The 18125-nt window shown below is 62.2% G+C and carries 19 protein-coding genes, 1 tRNA gene and 2 rRNA genes (1 of these 22 cut by a window edge); 11 read left to right on the forward strand and 11 right to left on the reverse strand.

Annotated elements, in window-relative coordinates; genetic code table 11:
* Positions 1-20 precede the first annotated feature (20 nt).
* Both ACX3OW_RS00135 and ACX3OW_RS00140 read right to left on the reverse strand, forming a co-directional pair.
* Positions 21-149 carry a hypothetical protein gene (locus ACX3OW_RS00135; protein ID WP_459093718.1) on the reverse strand — a complete coding sequence of 43 codons (129 nt, stop codon included), beginning with the start codon at positions 147-149 and terminating at the stop codon, positions 21-23.
* 380 nt (positions 150-529) lie between these two features.
* Positions 530-907, reverse strand: coding sequence for a RidA family protein (locus ACX3OW_RS00140; RefSeq protein ID WP_459094774.1), 378 nt, complete (start codon positions 905-907; stop codon positions 530-532).
* 144 nt (positions 908-1051) lie between these two features.
* Here ACX3OW_RS00140 and ACX3OW_RS00145 point away from each other — a divergent pair, with 144 nt between their 5' ends.
* The 3 genes from ACX3OW_RS00145 to ACX3OW_RS00155 all read left to right on the forward strand — a co-directional run bounded on the left by ACX3OW_RS00145 (position 1052) and on the right by ACX3OW_RS00155 (position 2738).
* Positions 1052-1753, forward strand: coding sequence for a DedA family protein (locus tag ACX3OW_RS00145; protein ID WP_459093719.1), 702 nt, complete (start codon positions 1052-1054; stop codon positions 1751-1753).
* A gap of 52 nt (positions 1754-1805) precedes the next feature.
* Positions 1806-2375, forward strand: coding sequence for a tetratricopeptide repeat protein (locus ACX3OW_RS00150; protein WP_459093720.1), 570 nt, complete (start codon positions 1806-1808; stop codon positions 2373-2375).
* Between the two features lie 63 nt (positions 2376-2438).
* A complete protein-coding gene (locus ACX3OW_RS00155; protein ID WP_459093721.1) occupies positions 2439-2738 on the forward strand; it encodes a GNAT family N-acetyltransferase in 300 nt (99 codons plus the stop codon).
* Here the strand turns inward: ACX3OW_RS00155 and ACX3OW_RS00160 are convergent, their stop codons facing one another.
* Positions 2739-3785: a DUF3298 domain-containing protein gene (locus tag ACX3OW_RS00160; protein WP_459093722.1), complete on the reverse strand. Its 1047-nt coding sequence runs from the start codon at positions 3783-3785 to the stop codon at positions 2739-2741. It abuts the gene before it with no gap.
* 146 nt (positions 3786-3931) lie between these two features.
* On the opposite strand from ACX3OW_RS00160, the gene ACX3OW_RS00165 reads away from it, so the two are divergent.
* Positions 3932-4378 (forward strand): hypothetical protein, encoded by a 447-nt coding sequence (locus tag ACX3OW_RS00165; RefSeq protein ID WP_459093723.1) that lies wholly within the window; start codon positions 3932-3934, stop codon positions 4376-4378.
* Between the two features lie 14 nt (positions 4379-4392).
* On the opposite strand, the gene ACX3OW_RS00170 is transcribed toward ACX3OW_RS00165, so the two are convergent.
* Positions 4393-4998, reverse strand: coding sequence for an alpha/beta hydrolase (locus ACX3OW_RS00170; RefSeq protein WP_459093724.1), 606 nt, complete (start codon positions 4996-4998; stop codon positions 4393-4395).
* A 150-nt stretch (positions 4999-5148) separates the two neighbouring features.
* Between ACX3OW_RS00170 and ACX3OW_RS00175 the strand changes: the two genes are divergently transcribed.
* Positions 5149-6543: an L-serine ammonia-lyase gene (locus ACX3OW_RS00175; RefSeq protein ID WP_459093725.1), complete on the forward strand. Its 1395-nt coding sequence runs from the start codon at positions 5149-5151 to the stop codon at positions 6541-6543.
* Positions 6544-6598: 55 nt separating this feature from the next.
* Here the strand turns inward: ACX3OW_RS00175 and ACX3OW_RS00180 are convergent.
* Positions 6599-6675 (reverse strand) — tRNA-Met (locus tag ACX3OW_RS00180).
* Positions 6676-6892: 217 nt separating this feature from the next.
* Here ACX3OW_RS00180 and ACX3OW_RS00185 point away from each other — a divergent pair.
* From ACX3OW_RS00185 to ACX3OW_RS00205, 5 genes are all read left to right on the forward strand, one after another.
* Positions 6893-7930: an aldo/keto reductase gene (locus ACX3OW_RS00185; protein ID WP_459093726.1), complete on the forward strand. Its 1038-nt coding sequence runs from the start codon at positions 6893-6895 to the stop codon at positions 7928-7930.
* A gap of 91 nt (positions 7931-8021) precedes the next feature.
* Complete coding sequence (locus tag ACX3OW_RS00190; protein WP_459094775.1) at positions 8022-8717, forward strand: DUF599 domain-containing protein; 696 nt, start codon at positions 8022-8024, stop codon at positions 8715-8717.
* Positions 8718-8813: 96 nt separating this feature from the next.
* A complete protein-coding gene (locus tag ACX3OW_RS00195) occupies positions 8814-9125 on the forward strand; it encodes a (2Fe-2S)-binding protein (protein ID WP_459093727.1) in 312 nt (103 codons plus the stop codon).
* A complete protein-coding gene (gene bfr / locus ACX3OW_RS00200; protein WP_459093728.1) occupies positions 9091-9576 on the forward strand; it encodes a bacterioferritin in 486 nt (161 codons plus the stop codon). Before ACX3OW_RS00195 ends, bfr begins: the two co-directional genes overlap by 35 nt.
* 73 nt (positions 9577-9649) lie before the next feature.
* Positions 9650-10060, forward strand: coding sequence for a VOC family protein (locus tag ACX3OW_RS00205; RefSeq protein WP_459093729.1), 411 nt, complete (start codon positions 9650-9652; stop codon positions 10058-10060).
* A gap of 169 nt (positions 10061-10229) precedes the next feature.
* On the opposite strand, the gene ACX3OW_RS00210 is transcribed toward ACX3OW_RS00205, so the two are convergent.
* The 4 genes from ACX3OW_RS00210 to ACX3OW_RS00225 all read right to left on the reverse strand — a co-directional run bounded on the left by ACX3OW_RS00210 (position 10230) and on the right by ACX3OW_RS00225 (position 15692).
* Positions 10230-10847, reverse strand: a complete 618-nt coding sequence (locus tag ACX3OW_RS00210) for a nucleotidyltransferase family protein (protein ID WP_459093730.1) — start codon at positions 10845-10847, stop codon at positions 10230-10232.
* Positions 10848-10989: 142 nt separating this feature from the next.
* Positions 10990-12000 carry an alpha/beta hydrolase gene (locus ACX3OW_RS00215; RefSeq protein ID WP_459093731.1) on the reverse strand — a complete coding sequence of 337 codons (1011 nt, stop codon included), beginning with the start codon at positions 11998-12000 and terminating at the stop codon, positions 10990-10992.
* Between the two features lie 166 nt (positions 12001-12166).
* Entirely contained in the window at positions 12167-13384 is a 1218-nt protein-coding gene (locus ACX3OW_RS00220; protein ID WP_459093732.1) for a lytic murein transglycosylase, read from the reverse strand.
* Positions 13385-13547: 163 nt separating this feature from the next.
* Entirely contained in the window at positions 13548-15692 is a 2145-nt protein-coding gene (locus ACX3OW_RS00225; RefSeq protein WP_459093733.1) for a mechanosensitive ion channel domain-containing protein, read from the reverse strand.
* A 119-nt stretch (positions 15693-15811) separates the two neighbouring features.
* On the opposite strand from ACX3OW_RS00225, the gene ACX3OW_RS00230 reads away from it, so the two are divergent.
* Positions 15812-16642, forward strand: a complete 831-nt coding sequence (locus ACX3OW_RS00230) for an alpha/beta fold hydrolase (protein ID WP_459093734.1) — start codon at positions 15812-15814, stop codon at positions 16640-16642.
* 284 nt (positions 16643-16926) lie between these two features.
* Here the strand turns inward: ACX3OW_RS00230 and rrf are convergent.
* Together rrf and ACX3OW_RS00240 are read right to left on the reverse strand one after the other, a co-directional pair.
* Positions 16927-17042, reverse strand: a 5S ribosomal RNA gene (rrf, locus tag ACX3OW_RS00235).
* A 143-nt stretch (positions 17043-17185) separates the two neighbouring features.
* Positions 17186-18125 (reverse strand): 23S ribosomal RNA (locus ACX3OW_RS00240); it runs 1783 nt beyond the window's last position.

Raw genomic sequence — 18125 nt, forward strand, 5'->3', positions numbered from 1 at the left:
AATGAAGCAGCCGGTCCGTATCAAGCTTCAAAGCTCTTCGAAGAGGCGCTCAGCGAGGTGATCAAACCTGACGTTATTGAGATCAGCCGATTGGCCATCATCTGGCTTGTTTCGATACCCATTGTCAGTATAGCGACATTGCCGCGCATTGGAGCTTCCTGGCAGGTACCAACAATTGGTAGGTAACGCAGCCCGGCGTCAACCCGCCCCCTGTCCCATATCCCGAAAGGACGCAGCCGCAGCACATAGGTGAGGTCCGATTCCAGGATTTGGCCGTTGATCCCATTCCTACTTGGCAGATAATCCAGGCGCGCGGGGGTCGCAGCAGTACATCTCAAATCGACGGTTGCCGCCGGCCTCAACTTTGATGGCTCGCTTGGCGTTCCCAACGCCAAAGCGTGCCTCACTTGTGCATAACTTGGTGCAGTGCTATGACGTTATTCAGCAACGTAACCCATTGATATCGCTTAGGTGAGTGACGAAATTTCTCCCTCAAGGGGAGAAGGCAAGGAAGATCAGCAGCCCCGCGCTAAGCGGGCCGCCGCGCCACCAGATCAATCTCCACCAGCGCCCCCACCGCCAGCGCCGTCACCCCCACGGTCGTCCGCGCCGGCAATTTCCCCACCTCGAAAAAGCTCGGCCACAGCGCGTTCATCGCCGCGTAGTCGCGCTCGAATTCGGTGAGGTAAATCCGCGCCATGGTGACGTGCTCCAGCCCCAGCCCGATCCCGCCCAGCACGATTTTGAGGTTCTCGACCACCCGCCGTGTCTGCGCCTCGACACCCGCCGGCAAGGGCGCGTCGGGTGCCTCCGGATCGGTCGGCATCTGCCCGGTGATGAACACCCAGCCATCCGCCTCGACGGCGTGGGAGAAGGGGGCAACCGGCCTGGGGCCGCTGGCGATCATATGATGGAGAAGCTGGCTCACTATGTGTCCCTGCGTAATTGATAATGCCTCAACGCGATATGACTTGAGCCTCACCGTCTGCCCAGCCATAAGTCAACGTCCGGTGGGCGTTGCACACCGCTCTTCAGCGCCACGGAACCCACCATGTTCGACATCTTCCACACCATCTCGGCCTATCTCGAAAGTTTTCTCAACACGATTTCGGGCAATTTCTGGCTGACCTTCTGGTTCATCTTCCTGGTCGCCATTGGCGAGGCGGTGTTCATCCTCGGCCTGTTCGTGCCCTCGACCCCGGTGCTGCTGATGGCCGGCGGCATTATCGCCGAAGGGCGCCTGCCTTTCTGGGAGGTGTATTTCGCCGCGGTGATCGGCGCCATTATCGGCGACGCGCTGTCCTACACCATCGGCCATTTCCTCAAGGATTCGATCAAGGAGGTGTGGCCGTTCAAGAACCACAAGCCGCTGATCGCCCGCGGCGAGCAATTCTTTGCCCGCCATGGCGGCAAGGCGGTGTTCATCGGTCGCTTCATTCCCGGCGTCAAAGCCGTGATCCCCGGCGTCGCCGGCATCATGGGCATGAAATACAGCCACTTCACCATCATCAATGTCAGCTCGGCCTTTGTCTGGGCCGCCGCCCATATCCTGCCCGGCATGCTGCTGACCGCCTGGCTCAAATCCATCGGCCTGTCGCTCGAGCTGGTAATCGTGGTTGGCACGCTGATCCTGACGGCGCTGTTTTTGGGCGTGCATTACCACCGCCGCATCCTGCTGTTCTTTGCCCCGTGGCTGGGCAGCTTTGGCCGCTCGATCCAGGCCCGCTGGGGCGCGCAGAACGTGCCGCACTGAGCGCGAATGCCGTCTTGCAGGGCGGGCCAAAAAGGCTCACTCTGCCGCCATCATGTACCGCTGGCTCGCCCATTTCCGGTTCATCATTGCCCTAGCGGGGCCGCTCGCCGCTTTTGCCCTGATGCCGCCCGTTATGGCCCAGAGCGAGGAGGACAGCGCGGCGCTCGACACGCTGTTTGCCCAGCTCCGTTCGGCCCCCGACGAGGCCAAGGCCCGCGCCGTCGCCGACCAGATCTGGCTGCACTGGACCACCCCGGCCAATCCGGCGCTGGCCATGCGCATGCGGGACATTCTGGCATTGCGCCTGCGGGCCGATTTCCCCACCGTGCTGGCCTTGCTCGACAGGCTGGTGGCCGATTATCCCGACTATGCCGAGGGCTGGAACCAGCGCGCCACCATCCACTATCTGCTGCGCAATTTCGAGCAATCGCTGGCCGATATCGACAAGGTGCTGGAACTGGAGCCGCGCCATTTCGGAGCGCTGGCGGGCCGCGCGGTGATCTATAAAAACCAGGGCAAGGACGAGTTGGCGCTGCGCGACATGATCGCCGCGCTGGCAATCCATCCCTTCCTCGCCGAACGCGGCCTGTTCCCCGAACTGGTCGACCTGATCCGTGCCTGACGGCACCTTGCGGCGGCGCGAAGCTGCGCCCACATTGCTGGCGATGCCAACGAAAGACTATCCATGACCGAGACCACCGAACTGACCGTGACCCGCGAGGATACGCCCACCAGCGGCCGCTACGTCATCCACCTTGCCCCCGGCGCCGAGGCGGAGATGACCTTCCGCAAGGCCGCAAACGGCAATATCACCATCGACCATACCGGCGTGCCACCGGCCTATGAGGGCCGGGGCCTCGCCGCCAAACTGGTCAATCAGGCCATTGCCGATGCGCGCCAGCAGGGTTTCAAGATCACCCCGATCTGCTCCTATGTGGTGGCGCAGTTCCGTCGCCACCCCGAATGGGCCGATCTGCGCGCCTGATCACCAGCCGTAGCGCAGCCGGTCCTGACCCTCGGCCTTGATGGCGTCGAGTTCGCTCCACGGCACGGTGATGGTCGGCGCCCCATAGGCATAGGCGGCGACCTCATAGGGCTGGAACTGGATGATCAGCCCGTGGTCATCCGACAGGTCCCACCGCGTCGGATCGATGACGGCCCCGGCGATGTCGGCCGGGCTCTCGACCTGCAGCCATTCGCCATGCTCGCTCTGCAGCCGCTTCCAGGCCAGGTCGGTCAGCACCTTGTCCCAATGCGCCCCGGTAAAAATATCGGAGGCCAGCACGCCGCGCTGCGCGTCAATATTGTAGTTCAGCTGGGTGATGCCCCAATTGCCATGCGCCGCGCCGTGCCCATACCAATAGGTATTGGCCTCCAGCGTGATGCGGCTGGTGCCGGCCACCTCCTTGGGCACGACGGAGACGCTGGTATCGGCGAAGGCGTCCAGCTCGGTGCTCACCGCGCCCTCTATGCCCATGGCGGCCGACAGGCTCGTGCTCTCTTCCACCACATAGGCGTTAAAGGCCTCGGCCAGCGCCTCATCGCCATCGAGCTGGGCCAGCGCCAGTTCATGGCTCGCCACCTTGAAAAAGGACTCGGAGTCGTCCGCCGCATCCGGGTCGGGCAAAGCCCCATAGACTGATTTGATCAGGAAGCGATGGCCGCCCAGCATCCGGCTCTGCTCCAGCGCCTTGCTGCGCGCCTGGAACTTGGTGACGAGACGTTCACCGCCCTGCTCATCATAGCGGCCACTGGTCAGTTTCTCGGCATCGTCGGTGCAGACGCGCTGCGCATAATCGAGCCAGTCACGCTGCTCGGCGCGCATCGTCTCCAATGCCGGTTTGGTCAGCCCGCCCGTCGCCGTGGCGAAGCTTTTGGCCAGCACCTCATCGGCCGCCGACAGCGCCGGCACGTCGCAAATCGCGTGTTCGAACGGCGTTCCGGCCTTGGCGCAGTCAAAACTGGCGGCTGTTGCCGGCAAAGCGCAAGAAAACAACAAGCATGCTGGCAGCAAAGCACGAGACAGGATCATGGCTTCTTCCTCGATTTGACCTGTCACGACGCTGGCAGGCGAGTGCCGCCGGGTCAACCGGAGGCCAACACAATGTGATTATGTCGCCTTGGTTGAACTCGCAGGCCGGCTGCCACGTTGAGTTGCCAGCAGCAGAGGAGACCATGATGACCCCGCTCGAAACCAAAATTCGCGTGCTGTTCGACGCCTATGGCAAGCACACCGAAAATGCCCTGCGCGATCCGCCTTTGGAAGATCTGGAGGGCGTAACCCGAGCTTTTGCCGCGTTTTTTGTCGAATCCAGCCCCAATGGCGTGATCGGCGGGGCCAATGATCACAATTTCCGCGCCCGCATTCCGCAGGGTTTTGCCCACTATCGCGCGGTCGGTGGCCGTCACATGACCATCAAGGGCTTGCGGGTGATCGAACTCGATCGGCTGCACGCCGTCGCCGATGTCGACTGGGATTTTGCCTACACCAACAAGGCCGGCAAAAGCGGCCACGTCACCTTCACCAATTTCTACTGCATCACCATCGCCGACGGCACGCCGAAGATTTTCGCCTATGTCACCCCGGACGAACAGAAGGCCATGCAGGAGCATGAACTGCTGTAAGGAGTTGAGAACACTCAGTCTTTAGCGGCGAGGAATTGCTGGGTCGCACGCAGTTCTTCCTGGCGCAGCTCATGTCCACCTTCATGCCAGAACAGCGACGCCTGCGCCCCCTGGCCGGCGAAATAATCGTGCAACGCCTGCGTCAACGCCGCCGGCGCCATCGGGTCGCGCTGGCCGGCGGTAAGCAGCACCCGCTTCCCGGCAAAATCCACCATCGGCGGCGCAAACGGGATCAGCGGATGCATCAATATCGTGGCGTCGAACAGCTCCGGCGCCGCGAACTGCACCGCCGCCAGAATATTGGCGCCGTTGGAATAGCCCAATCCGATCACCTGCTTGGCCGTCCCCTCGGCCTTGCGTGCCTCGACAAAAGCGATCATCTGCGCCGTGCGCAAAGCCAGATCATCCATGTCATAAACGCCATCGCCCGTGCGCCGAAAATAGCGCAACGCCCCGCCTTCGCTGACATCGCCGCGCGGCGCCACCACCCGCGCACCGGGCAATAATTGGCCGGCCAGATCGAAAAACTGGTTCTCATCGCCGCCGGTGCCGTGAAACACGAAAAACAGCGGCGCAGTCGCGTCGGCGCCCTGCCCCTCGCGATAGTGATAGTCGGCCATGACCACTCTCCTGAACTGATACTGGCCAACATATCGGCCACCTGCCCGGTCGGCACAACCGTTGCCCGCCGTCCCACACTGTTGCCGTTTCGATAACAATCGCCCCCGCCGGTGGATTGCTGACCGCGCGCTTTCATGCACTATGGCGCCATGTTCCTATCGATTTTCGACGTGTTCAAGATCGGCATCGGGCCATCGAGCTCCCACACCATGGGGCCGATGACCGCCGCCAGGCGTTTCCTCGATGAACTCAAATCCGGCGACTGGCCCCGTGCCGCCAATGCCCATCCGGCGGCGCTCACGGCCAGCCTGCATGGCTCACTGGCCTTTACCGGCATCGGCCATGGCAGCGGCCGCGCCGTGCTGCTCGGCCTGTGTGGCGAAGACCCCAAGACCATCGACCCCGATACGATGGACGCCAAAATCGCTGCCGTCGAAGCCAGCGGCATCGTCCAGCCCCCTGGCCACCCGGCCTATCGCTTCCGCCCGGCGGTCGACCTGGTATTCGACAAGCGCAACACCCTGCCCGGCCACCCCAACGGGTTGCAATTCGCCGCCTATGACAGTGACGGCCAATTGCTGCTGCGCCGCGCCTATTATTCCATTGGCGGCGGCTTCGTGGTCAGCGCCGAAGAGCTGGAGGCGCTCAAGCACGCCTCGCCCGAACAGGCCGATGTGCCCTATCCCTTCGCCCACGCCAAGGACATGCTGGCCATGGCCGCCGCCTCGGGCCTGTCCATCGCCGGGATGAAGCGCGCCAATGAAGAGGCGACACGCAGCCGGTTGGCGCTCGATCGGGGCATCGACGAAATCTGGGGCGTGATGAAAAGCTGCATGGATCGCGGCATCGCCCAGCAGGGCATCATGCCGGGCGGGCTTAACGTCAAGCGCCGCGCCCATGGCATTTTCCAGCAGCTCGAGGCGCAGTGGCAAAGCAATGAGATAACGCCGCTGATGGCCAATGACTGGCTCAGCCTCTACGCCATGGCGGTCAATGAGGAGAATGCCGGTGGCGGCCGCGTCGTCACCGCGCCGACCAATGGCGCCGCCGGCGTCATTCCGGCGGTGATGCGCTACTTCCTCAAATTCAACGCCGCCGCCGGCCCGCAAGCCGTGCGCGACTATCTGCTCACCGCCGCCGCCATTGGCGGCATCATCAAGCATAATGCCTCCATCTCCGGCGCCGAAGTCGGCTGCCAGGGCGAAGTCGGCTCGGCCTCCGCCATGGCCGCCGCCGGGCTCTGCGCCATCATGGGCGGCACCCCGACCCAGGTGGAAAACGCCGCTGAAATCGCGCTCGAACACCATCTGGGCATGACCTGCGATCCGGTCGGCGGGCTGGTGCAGATCCCCTGCATCGAACGCAACGCCTTTGGCGCCGTCAAAGCCGTCACCGCCGCCTCCCTGGCCCTCAAGGGCGACGGCACTCACGCCGTGCCGCTCGACGCCTGCATCGAGACCATGCGCCAGACCGGCATGGATATGAGCCACCGCTACAAGGAAACCAGCCTCGCCGGCTTGGCAGTCAATGTGGTGGCGTGCTGAGGGGATACCGGAAAAGGAAAAGCCCAGCAAACTCGTTGAGTTTACTGGGCTTTTTTGGTTGCGGGAGTAGGATTTGAACCTACGACCTTCAGGTTATGAGCCTGACGAGCTACCGGGCTGCTCCATCCCGCGTCAAATAGTCGATAACAGTTCCGGTGGGGTCCGTCATCACGGCGGGCCGTGGCCGCGTCGTGAGGGCTATATAGGGGGTGGGGACGGATAGCTCAACCCCTAAAGCGGATTAGGTGACGCTTTTTTGACAATGCAAATTTTTGGGCAGCAATCCTGTCATTTTCAGCGACATCGGCTAGAGTGACGGCTCTTCCATACATGCCGTCGAGACATCCTTATGAAATTGAAGCCGCTTGGCCGCACCGACCTGCTGGTCACCGAAATTTGCCTGGGCACCATGACCTGGGGCAGCCAGAACACTGAAGCCGAAGGCCACGCCCAGATCGATATGGCGCTCGAGGCCGGCCTCAATTTCATGGACACCGCCGAAATCTACGCCGTGCCGCGCAGCCCGGAAACCTCCGGCCGTACCGAGGAATATATCGGCAGCTGGTTCAAGCAGACCGGCAAGCGCGACCAGTGGATTCTGGCCTCCAAAGTAGCCGGCGGCGCGGTCGATTTCATCCGCAATGGTACGCGCACCAGCGGCAAGACGCTGCGCGAAGCCTTCGAGGCCAGCCTGCGCCGGCTGCAGACCGACTATATCGACCTCTACCAGATCCACTGGGCCCAGCGCGGCAGCTATAATTTCGAAGGCTCCTGGAGCTACCAGCCCCATACCCAGGACCGGACCAACACGCTCGACAATATCGAGGACATGCTCGAAACCTTGGGCGCGCTGGTCAAGGAAGGCAAATTGCGCCATGCCGGCGTCTCCAACGAGACCACCTGGGGCATTTCGCAATGGCTGCGCATTGCCGAGGCCAGGGGCCTGCCGCGCCTGGTGTCGGTGCAGAACGAATATAGCCTGCTACGCCGCCATTTCGATCTCGACCTGGCCGAACTCAGCCACCACGAGGATGTCGGGCTGCTGGCTTATTCGCCACTGGCCGCCGGCCTGCTGACCGGTAAATATCTCAACGGCCAGATGCCCAAGGGCAGCCGCGGCGATTATCAAAAAGGCATGTGGCGGCTGAACGAACATTCCGACACCGCGACGCGGGCCTATGTCGAGCTGGCGGCCCGCCATGGGCTCGATCCGGCGCAGATGGCCATCGCCTTTGCCCTGACCCGCCCCTTCATGACCTCGGTGATCATCGGCGCCACCAGCACGGCGCAACTGGCCAATGCCATCGGCGCCCGGGACGTGACCTTGTCGCCCGCACTGCTGGGCGAGATCGAAGCCATCCACCGCCGCTATCCCCGCCCTCTCTAAACCCGAAGCAAAGGCGACGGGAAACCGTCGCCTTTTGCCAGCCGCGCGCTATAACAGGGGCATAAACACCATTGCGGGGCCGCCCTTGTCGATGACGCTGATCTCCACCCTGTTCCCGCTGATCTTCTATTTTGCCTACAATATCGTGGTGCCGCAGATCGAGCGTGTCCGCCCCTCGCTCTCGGGCATCATGAACATTCAGCGCCGCCGCTGGATGATCAATGCCTCGGTGCGCGATTCCCCGTTCGACGCCATCCTCTCGGGCAATATCATGAGCTCGGTGAGCTTTCTTGCCTCCACCGCCGTGCTGCTGATCCTGGCCATCGTCGCCGTGTTCGGGCAATTGCCGGCGCTGCTGAGCGCGCTCGATACGCTGTCGCTGGAGCGCACCTACACCATGCTCGATGTGCAGCTGCATCTGCTGGTGATGCTGGCGATGTTCGTGCTGGCCTTCTTTGCCTTCACCCTGTCGCTGCGCCAGTTCAATCACTACTGCATCCTGCTCGGCGCGCTTGATCCGGCGCGCGGCGCCACCGAGGCCGAGATCGACGCCATCACCGCGATGAATGCGCTGGGCGCCCGCAATTTCAACAGCGGCATTCGCGCCTATTATTTCTCCGTCGCCACCGTCACCTGGTTCGTCTCCGAATGGCTGCCCATCGTGGCGTGTCTCGCCACCACGCTGATCCTGGCGCAGCGCGAATTCTTCGCCTCGCAGCATCGCGGCATCGCCTCCGCCGCCGTGGAGGCCGCCAATCGCGCCGAAGAACACCGCGACCGGGACTAGTTCCCGTTAGCCTTGCGACATATATGACATTGACATTCACCTAATCCGGACGCTTTATGCGCCCGCAAGTTCCACCCGACCCGACGCCATATCACCATGCTCGTTTGTCAGTGCAATATGATCACCAGCAAGGAGATCGAGGACATCGTCCTGGATCTGCTCAAGGCGGATCCGTGGCAGTTGGTGGTGCCGGCCAAGGTCTATGGCGAACTCAATCGTCGCGCCAAATGCAGCGGTTGCGTGCCGAATGTGGTGGACATTATTGTCCGCGTCACGGAAAACTACCACTCGCAGCAAGCCCAACAAACCGGCGAAGTCCTCACGCTTCCGGTTGGGCTGGAGAAGCTCAAGCAGCAACGAAGTGGAGTACGTCGTGAAAGGCGAAGCGCAAGTCATCGAGCGGCTTAACGAAGCCCTCTTTCTCGAACTGGGTGCCGTCAACCAGTATTGGGTCCATTTTCGTCTGCTCGACGATTGGGGCTTCAAGAAGCTGGCCGCTAAGGAACGCGCTGAATCCATTGAAGAAATGCACCATGCCGATCGCCTGATCGAGCGCATCATCTTCCTCGAAGGCCATCCCAATCTGCAGCGCGTCGCGCCACTGCGAATCGGCCAGACCATCAAGGAAGTGCTCGAGGCCGATCTGGCCGGCGAATACGACGCCCGCGCTGCCTATAAGGCCAGCCGCGAGCTGTGCGAGCAGCTGGGCGATTATGTCTCCAAGAATCTGTTCGAGGCGCTGCTGACCGACGAGGAAGGCCATATCGACTTCCTCGAAACCCAGCTCGAACTACTCGACAAGATCGGCGTCGAAAAATACGGCCAGCTCAACTCGGCCTCGGCTGACGAAGCCGAATAGACCAGACTGAGATGCAGCCGCCCGGAACCTGTTTCGGGCGGCTTTATTTTGCCCGCCAGACGGAGACGCCGCAATGACCTGGCACACCGGCCGCCTGCTCGACCATGTGCATCTGCGCGCCAAAAACCTGCGGGCCACCCGCTATTTCTACGAAAACGTACTGGCGGCGCTGGGGCGGCGGATCGATCAATCAGGCGAAGGCTGGTTCCAGGCCGATGAACTCTTCGTCGACGCCGCCGACGCCCGCACCATCCCCACCCATATTCACCTCGCCTTCCAGGCCCGCGACCGCGCCATGGTCGACGCCTTCCACAAAGCCGCCCTCGCCGCCGGCGGCAGGGACAATGGCAGACCGGGCGAACGCCACTACCACCCCGGCTACTACGCCGCCTTCGTGCTCGACCCCGACGGCAACAATATCGAAGGCGTGTTCCACGGCCCCGTCCGCCGCTCGGCGGACTCGGTGGAGTTCAATCCGGCTTAGGGGGGGCGGTTGCCCCTCCGTTGAAGTCATCTGCCATCCTCCCCCACCCACCGTGTCACCCCGGGCTCGACCCGGGACCCATCCTGAGATCTCAAGATGGGTCCCGGCTCAAGGCCGGGATGACATCGAGGGGAGGATAGCTCGAGATCGACCTACCACTTGGCAAGCCCTACACCGGCCACTTCACCACCGTCAGCTCCGACCACACCGCCACGGCCCGCGCCGCCTTGCTTGCATGCGTCACCGCATTGTCCAGCGTCGGATTGGGGGTAATCCGAAACGCGAAAATATCGTCCAGCCCGAACGGCGCGAACAGGCTCAAACTGTCATCAGCCTCCAGCCGCACCGCAACCGCATGGGTCCGCGAGGCGAAATAACCCAGCATCTCCGCGCTGGACTTCAGCTGCGGATACGGCGAGCCGAATTTTTGCGGAAACCACAGATGCACCCGCGCCTGATTGCGCAGCTCGACCGGAATCGGCGCCTCGGCAAACTGCCGCGCCGCCCGCTGGATCGCCGCATCCTCGGCCTCATAGGACAGGTCGCTATCGTCGAAATACACCACATCGGCATCCTTGATGCCGGTGAGCGGCGGCCGCCCGGTCAGTGCATTCCAGACGCTATTATAGATCGCCCCGGAGCCCAGCAGCATATCGGGCAGCGCCAGTTCCTGCATGCCGCGCAAAATGCCCATCAGCACCGGCGACTGACGGATAATGGCCTCCAGCGCCTCACGCTGGCTCTGCGCCGAAGCGCCCGAGAATCGAAGGTGGTCTGGCATGGACATGGATGTGTTGAGCTTCTGGTCAGGCCGAGTCGAGAAAGCTGTTTTTCGAGAACCGGAGCGCAGCGTACATCAGTACGTGAGCACCCGAAGCGCAGAAAATCAGCGTTCGCAGGCCGCCATCACCTGAAGATCAACGCATCCATCAGTTTTCGATCGGCTGGAACATGGCATTGAGCTGGTCGACGATCTGCTCCATCGGCGCGATGGAGTCCGGCAGTTCCTCAGGCGCCTCGGGGGCCATCGCCACATAGGGCACGCCGCTCGGGAAGGCCCCGAACATCTGGAAAAACGCCACCATGTCGTCGAGCACCGGCGCGCGCCAGCGCCACAGCGCGCCCATGGCGATCACCGGCTCCATATGGCCGAAGCCTTCATAATAACGGGTGGTTACCCAGACGCCGCTATCCTTGAGTTTCTGGGCAAAGCGCTCGGTGTTCTGCATCCGCACGATAGGGTCGGTGGTGCCGGTCGCCAGATACATTGGCGGGGTGGCGTTGGTCACCAGATTGATCGGCTGGGTGCCTTGCGGGTTGGGCGCGGCGCCAAAGGCGTTCTGCACTTCGCCATATTCAAACGGGTAGAAATCAAACGGCCCTGACAACGCCGCGACGCCCAGGATCGGCATGGTCACGCCATATTCGCGCAGGAAGGACGGGTCGAGCGCCAGCATGGTGGCGTTATAGGCCCCGGCCGAGTGGCCAGCCAGAAACAGCCGATTGGTGTCGCCGCCATAATTGGCGATATTGTCCTGCACCCAGCGCAGCGCATTGGCGCTGTCTTCGAGGAATTCGGGATATTTGACCTCGGGGACCAGCCGGTAATCGGCAATCACCGTGACAAAGCCGCGCGCTGCCAGTGCCCGCCCGACAAACTGATAGTCGCTGCGCTCGCCCCGGTTCCAGCCGCCGCCATAGATGAAGAACACCACCGGCGCCGGCGCGCCGCGCGCCTCGGGCGCATAGACGTCGAGCTTGTGTCGCGAACCATCGGCATAGGCGATGCCATCGCCCGCCTTGACCGTGCCGCCATCCATGGCAGAGCCGATATTGAACGGGTCCATCACCGACAGCGCCCAGGCCGGCACTGACCCGACCAGCACCAGCAGCAAAAGCACGACAAGAGCCCGCCGCAGCGGCGAATTCAGACTGAACATGAGCATGTCTTCACAAGGAGGAGGATGTGCCTAACCAGCAAAGCCGGGGATATTGTGGCATGGTGCGGGATGGCCGGAATGGGCGAGGGCAGGCGCCTCAACCATTGGAGACTGCCTGCCCTCTACTTAAGCGCGATAAAATTGCGCTCAAAGTGTTAACCAGTGGTTAACGTTTGAGCGCATCGAGCAGCCTCCCGGAAATGTGACCATCGGCCGCCAGGCCCCGCCGCGCCTGATAGGCCACGACCGCCGCGCGGGTCTTGGGACCAACCACCCCATCGGGCGAGCCCGCATCAAACCCGGCCCGGCCCAACAGGGTCTGCACCTCGGCGCGCTGCGCCTTGGTCAGCGCATGGTCGCCGCTCGGCCAGGACGTCGCAAAATCGCCGCCACCGATGATCCGGTCGGCCAGATGGCCCACGGCCAGCGCATAGCTGTCCGAATTATTGTAGCGCTTGATCACATCGAAATTGGGCAGCAGCAGGAACACCGGCCCGCTGGCGCCGGCCGGCATATAGAGCCGCCCGGTATCATTGGGGCGCGGAAACGCCTTGCCGGAGACGCGCTGGATGCCCATCGCCTGCCACTGGCTGAGCGGTGCTCGCTCCAGCTGCCGGGCGCGGGCAAAATCGAAGCCGCTGGGGAGCTTGACCTCATAGCCCCAGGTCTCGCCCGGACGCCATTTGAAGCTGTGCAGATAATTGGCCGTGGAACCCAGCGCGTCCTGCACCGAGTTCCAGATATCCTTCCGGCCATCGCCATTGTAATCGACGGCATAGCGCATGAAGCTCGATGGCATGAACTGGGTATGGCCCATCGCCCCGGCCCAGGAGCCGGTCATGTTACGGGCATTTACATGTCCATCCGACAGGATGCGCAACGCCGTCAGCAATTCCTCGCGGAAGAAGTCGGCGCGATAGCCGCCCTCGGTCAGCGTCGCCAGCGCATGGATGGTGTTCTCGCCGCCCATGAAGCCGCCGAAATTGGTTTCCATGCCCCAGATCGCCAGCACGAATTCGGGCTGCACGCCCCAGCGCTGCTGGCTGCCGGCCAGCGTCTGCGCCCATTCGGCGCGCATCGCCCGGCCCTTCTGCGCCTGCGCATTGGTCACCCGCCGGTCGATATATTGCTGCACTGTCTGGGAAAATTCGGGCTGCTTCTTGGTCAGCTCCATGACCTTGGGCAGATAATTATAACCGGCAAACGCCGCCTCGAACGCCGCCCGGCTGACGCCGCGCGCCTCGGCCTGCGGCCACAGGCTGCGCACGAAACTGGCGCTATTGGCCACAGCCGGCGCGGCCGCAACCAGGCTGAGCGACGCGGCCATAGCCAGCGTGGCCAGGCCACGGAACAAAGCGGCGGTCTTGCCGGTCGAAACAAACATAGGGGGCCTCGTGATACGCGAAACAAATGGACACGATTGCGCCGGCTGTGCCGCAACTGGCGCGTAGCACAATTTTAACCCACCAAATTAAGATCGCCTTAAGGCAAAGCGGGGGCGCGATCACAATGGGTTCAACCCCACAGCTTAGCGCTGTTAGCCCGCCTCAGCCCCCCGCTTGCGCCACTGGCGGCGGCAACAATGCCTCCCCGCTCCGGCCCGGCTGGGCCACATAGGTGATTTGCGGATAGGGCACTTTGAGGCCCCGCTCATCGAACACCTGCTTGACCAACTCGCTATAGGCCCGTCCGGCCGCCCAGTGCTTGCCCGGCCGCGTCTTGATCCGCGCCCGCACCGTCACCGCCGATTCCGTGAACCCGGTCACCCCATGCATGTCAAAATCATCGAGGATGTCGTCGACATATTCGGTAGCCATCAGCCGATCGAACGCCTCCTGCATTGCCAGCTTGATCTGGCCGATATCGCTATCATAGGAGGCGCGGATTTCGGCGACATGGAACGAGAAGCCGCGCGCCATATTGCTCACCTGATCGACCGAGGAAAACGGGATCAGATGCACCGTGCCGGCAAGGTCGCGAATGGTCACCGAACGGATGGTCAGCTTTTCCACCGTGCCGGTCTTGTCCACCACGGTCACCACATCCCCCTCATTCATCACATTCTCGAACTGGATGAAGATGCCGGTGATGATGTCCTGCACCAGCTTTTGCGCACCAAAACCGATGGCCAGGCCGATGACACCGGCACCGGCCAGCAGCGGCGCGATATTGACCCCGATCTGGGCCAGCGTCAGCATGGCGCCAAACACCACCAAAGCGATGGTGAAGGCGTTCTTGAACAGGCCGAGCAGGGTTTTCTCGCGCGCCGTGGGGGTTTTGCCGATGCTGGTATTGAGCCGGTATTCCACCCAGGACGCCACCACCACATGCAGCACGATACAGACCAGCACCACCAATGCCGCCGAGATCACCGAACCGGCGACATGTTGGCCGGCATCGCTGCCGATCCAGCCGACGAAATCGAACAGCGCCCAGGCCTGCGCGATCGCCAGCAGCACCCCGGCAATCACGATCCAGCTCACCGCCCGCATCACCCCGGGCACGAAGGCATGCAACCGCGCTTCCAGCAGCGGCAGCCGCTTCTGAATATCCTCGGGCAGTCGCAGCCCGGCGCTGACAAAGCGCGCAATGAAGCCGACAATCACCACGCCCACCAGAATGGCGATGATCGACTGCATGGTGGCGCCCAACATAAATGGCAGCGCCTGTTCCGGATTGGTGAACCACACTACCAGCAGCGTCACCAGATAGACGATCGCCACCATGTGCCAATATTGCCCGAGCAGGATCAGCAGCTGCCCGGTGCCGTCATTGCCGCGCCTGGCCGCAATGCCGGTCAACCAGTTCCGCACATCGTCCTTATTCTGCAGCACCACGACAATGCCGATGGTCACCGCCGTCGCCATCACCAGCACCTGCACCGCCGACGCCGCCCCCAGCGAAAGATTGGCCGCCAGCAGCGGCGTAACGAACAGGAAGGTATAGCCGACCAGCGACAGAATCCGCGCCAGCCAGAACGACCAATAGGCCGCATTGTCATCACTGATCGGGAACAGCCGCAGGCTCTTGAACCGCGGCGACAGCAGCGCCCGCGCCCCCACCTTGCTCAGCTCCACCAGCAGGAACGCATTGAGCAGCAGCGATTGATTGATCCCCATCCGCCCGGCCCCGCCGCCGACCAGCGCCACGGCCACGGCATAGCCAATCGCCCAGGCTAGCAACACCGCGCTAAAATCCACCAGCGTGGCCGCCAGCAGCCCCAATAGCCGCGACACCCAGCCATGGCCCTCGACCCGTGCGGCAATGATGCGCTGCGCCCAGATCATCACCAGCCGCAGCGCCAGAAAGCCGCCAAACAACCCGGCCGCCACCAGCAGCACCCCAATGGCCACATTGCGGAACGCCTCGAGATCGGCATCCAGCGTCCCGCTCAGCCCCTGCTGCAAATCGATGAACACCGCGCCCAGCGAGCGCAATGTCGCCGAGGTGCCCTCGGCCGCCGCCTTGGTATATTCGGCCAGCTGCCGCACAATATTGAGGTCCGGCGGCGCCTCAGCCGCCAGCCCGCCCTCGACGCCACTCTGCTTCAACCGTTCCAGCAACGCCGCGCGGCTGGCATCATTCTCGAGAATTCGCACCAGCTCCTCGATCCCCGGATCGGCCGCCGGCACGGTCTGAGCCAGGGCGGCAGGCGAAAACAGCAGCAGGAACAAGAGAAAAAGCGCGCGCATCAAAAAATCCGGTAACGTCACAGGGACTGGGCCCAAGCGGCTGGCAGGCGTAACTGCCCGTTGATTGTGGAGACGCTGAGGCGACAGCGATTTGGTTTCCATCGACACTGGAGCACATAATGAGTCAGCACGACATCCCCACCCCATTCACCGACGACAGCCTGACCCTCTTCGAACGCGACGGCACCCCGCCGCTCCCCACGCCCGACCAGAGCGGACATCTGGCCCATGATGGCGCGCAGATCTGGTACGCCGGCATCGGCCACGGCCCGGCGGTCATCCTGCTGCATGGCGGCTTGGGCCATTCCGGCAATTGGGCGCATCAGGCCCCGGCCCTCGTCGCTGCCGGCTATCGCGTCATCGTCATCGACAGCCGCGGCCACGGCCGCAGCACTCGCGACGCCCGCCCCTACAGCTATGAATTGATGGCCGGCGACGTGATCGCCATCATGGATAGCCTGTCCATCCCCCACGCCGCTTTGGTCGGCTGGAGCGATGGCGCTTGCATCGCCTTGGTGCTGGCCGCGGCCCATCCCGAGCGCGTCGACGGCGTGCTGTTTTTCGGCTGCAACATGGACGCCAGCGGCGCCTTGCCCTTTGTCCCCACTCCGGTGGTCGATAACTGCTTCTCCCGGCACCGCCAGGACTATGCGGCGCTCTCCTCGACGCCAGACGCCTTCGAGGATTTCGTCGAGGCCGTCGGCGCCATGCAACGCAGCCAACCCAATTACACCGCAGCACAGCTGTGCCGGATCGCCGTCCCCGTCACCATTCTGCACAGCGCTGGCGACGAATTCATCCGCCCCGAACACGCCGCCTACCTCGCCGCCACCATCCCCGGCGCCGACCTGGTGACGCTACCCGACGTCACCCATTTCGCCCCCCTGCAACGCCCGGACGATTTCAACAGCGCGATGCTGGCATTTCTGAAAGCCGTGGCCGATCGCTAAAGGGCACGGAGCCTTCCCCACGCTGGGTGTCACCCCGGCCTGCGCCGGGGCCCATCCTGAGATGGCGCCGCGAGATGGCGCCACGATGTGCCCCCTCCCCCCTGAAGGGTTGGGGGTGTCGAAGCCTTGATGCTGGTTGAGGGCCGCCGGCAGCTGGGCCGAACCCACTGGGGCATTGCCCCTCCCCCTTCCGCGTTCCAAACGCAAAAACCCCAGTCATTTCTGACTGGGGTTTTTGTTATTTCTTTTCGACATTGTAATTGAGAACCATACGTTTTTGGCAGACCTTGCAGCGACCTACTCTCCCAAGCCTTGAGACTTAGTACCATTGGCGCAGAGGAATTTGACGGTCGAGTTCGGGATGGGATCGGGTCTTGGGCTCCTCGCAAAAACCACAAGGTCAGCGAAAAACGTATGATGTGAATTCTGGTTTTGTTGTTCTGTATATGGACCAAGTGCTCTCCCATGCAAGGAGCCTTGGTCTGGTGTATTATTTGTACCGATCGAACATTTCACAATCTATGCGGACATAGATTAATGAGAACGATCAAGCCAATCGAGCTATTAGTACCGGTAAGCTTCACACATTGCTGCGCTTCCACACCCGGCCTATCGACGTGGTGGTCTTCCACGGCTCTCAAGGGAATACTAGTTTTGAAGGAGGCTTCCTGCTTAGATGCTTTCAGCAGTTATCCCGTCCGAACTTAGCTACCCTGCAATGCGGCTGGCGCCACAACAGGTCCACCAGAGGTTCGTCCAACCCGGTCCTCTCGTACTAGGGTCAGCTCTTCTCAATATTCCTACACCCACGGCAGATAGGGACCGAACTGTCTCACGACGTTCTAAACCCAGCTCACGTACCACTTTAAATGGCGAACAGCCATACCCTTGGGACCTGCTCCAGCCCCAGGATGTGATGAGCCGACATCGAGGTGCCAAACAATGCCGTCGATATGGACTCTTGGGCATTATCAGCCTGTTATCCCCAGCGTACCTTTTATTCGTTGAGCGATGGCCCTTCCACGCGGGACCACCGGATCACTATGACCGACTTTCGTCTCTGCTCGACTTGTCAGTCTCGCAGTCAGGCAGGCTTATGCCATTGCACTCAAGGAACGATTTCCGACCGTTCTGAGCCTACCATCGCGCGCCTCCGTTACTCTTTGGGAGGCGACCGCCCCAGTCAAACTACCCACCATACGCTGTCCCGGACACTGTTATGCCGCGGTTAGACATCTATGACGATAAGGGTGGTATCTCATCTTGCGGCTCCACAGAAACTAGCGTCCCTGCTTCAAAGCCTACCACCTATCCTGCACATGCCGACACAAATGCCAGCGTAAAGCTATAGTAAAGGTGCATGGGGTCTTTCCGTCTGACCGCAGGAACCCCGCATCTTCACGGGGAATTCAATTTCACTGAGTCTATACTGGAGACAGTGGGGAAGTCGTTACGCCATTCGTGCAGGTCGGAACTTACCCGA

Source organism: Devosia sp. A449, from assembly GCF_054489375.1.

What these genes read in the sequence shown, in the direction of transcription:
- ACX3OW_RS00135 (WP_459093718.1), bottom strand. Translation starts at nt 149, where the DNA reads ATGCGCGGCAATGTCGCTATACTGACAATGGGTATCGAAACAAGCCAG.
- ACX3OW_RS00140 (WP_459094774.1), bottom strand. Translation starts at nt 907, where the DNA reads ATGATCGCCAGCGGCCCCAGGCCGGTTGCCCCCTTCTCCCACGCCGTC.
- ACX3OW_RS00145 (WP_459093719.1), top strand. Translation starts at nt 1,052, where the DNA reads ATGTTCGACATCTTCCACACCATCTCGGCCTATCTCGAAAGTTTTCTC.
- ACX3OW_RS00150 (WP_459093720.1), top strand. Translation starts at nt 1,806, where the DNA reads ATGTACCGCTGGCTCGCCCATTTCCGGTTCATCATTGCCCTAGCGGGG.
- ACX3OW_RS00155 (WP_459093721.1), top strand. Translation starts at nt 2,439, where the DNA reads ATGACCGAGACCACCGAACTGACCGTGACCCGCGAGGATACGCCCACC.
- ACX3OW_RS00160 (WP_459093722.1), bottom strand. Translation starts at nt 3,785, where the DNA reads ATGATCCTGTCTCGTGCTTTGCTGCCAGCATGCTTGTTGTTTTCTTGC.
- ACX3OW_RS00165 (WP_459093723.1), top strand. Translation starts at nt 3,932, where the DNA reads ATGACCCCGCTCGAAACCAAAATTCGCGTGCTGTTCGACGCCTATGGC.
- ACX3OW_RS00170 (WP_459093724.1), bottom strand. Translation starts at nt 4,998, where the DNA reads ATGGCCGACTATCACTATCGCGAGGGGCAGGGCGCCGACGCGACTGCG.
- ACX3OW_RS00175 (WP_459093725.1), top strand. Translation starts at nt 5,149, where the DNA reads ATGTTCCTATCGATTTTCGACGTGTTCAAGATCGGCATCGGGCCATCG.
- ACX3OW_RS00185 (WP_459093726.1), top strand. Translation starts at nt 6,893, where the DNA reads ATGAAATTGAAGCCGCTTGGCCGCACCGACCTGCTGGTCACCGAAATT.
- ACX3OW_RS00190 (WP_459094775.1), top strand. Translation starts at nt 8,022, where the DNA reads ATGACGCTGATCTCCACCCTGTTCCCGCTGATCTTCTATTTTGCCTAC.
- ACX3OW_RS00195 (WP_459093727.1), top strand. Translation starts at nt 8,814, where the DNA reads ATGCTCGTTTGTCAGTGCAATATGATCACCAGCAAGGAGATCGAGGAC.
- ACX3OW_RS00205 (WP_459093729.1), top strand. Translation starts at nt 9,650, where the DNA reads ATGACCTGGCACACCGGCCGCCTGCTCGACCATGTGCATCTGCGCGCC.
- ACX3OW_RS00210 (WP_459093730.1), bottom strand. Translation starts at nt 10,847, where the DNA reads ATGTCCATGCCAGACCACCTTCGATTCTCGGGCGCTTCGGCGCAGAGC.
- ACX3OW_RS00215 (WP_459093731.1), bottom strand. Translation starts at nt 12,000, where the DNA reads ATGTTCAGTCTGAATTCGCCGCTGCGGCGGGCTCTTGTCGTGCTTTTG.
- ACX3OW_RS00220 (WP_459093732.1), bottom strand. Translation starts at nt 13,384, where the DNA reads ATGTTTGTTTCGACCGGCAAGACCGCCGCTTTGTTCCGTGGCCTGGCC.
- ACX3OW_RS00225 (WP_459093733.1), bottom strand. Translation starts at nt 15,692, where the DNA reads ATGCGCGCGCTTTTTCTCTTGTTCCTGCTGCTGTTTTCGCCTGCCGCC.
- ACX3OW_RS00230 (WP_459093734.1), top strand. Translation starts at nt 15,812, where the DNA reads ATGAGTCAGCACGACATCCCCACCCCATTCACCGACGACAGCCTGACC.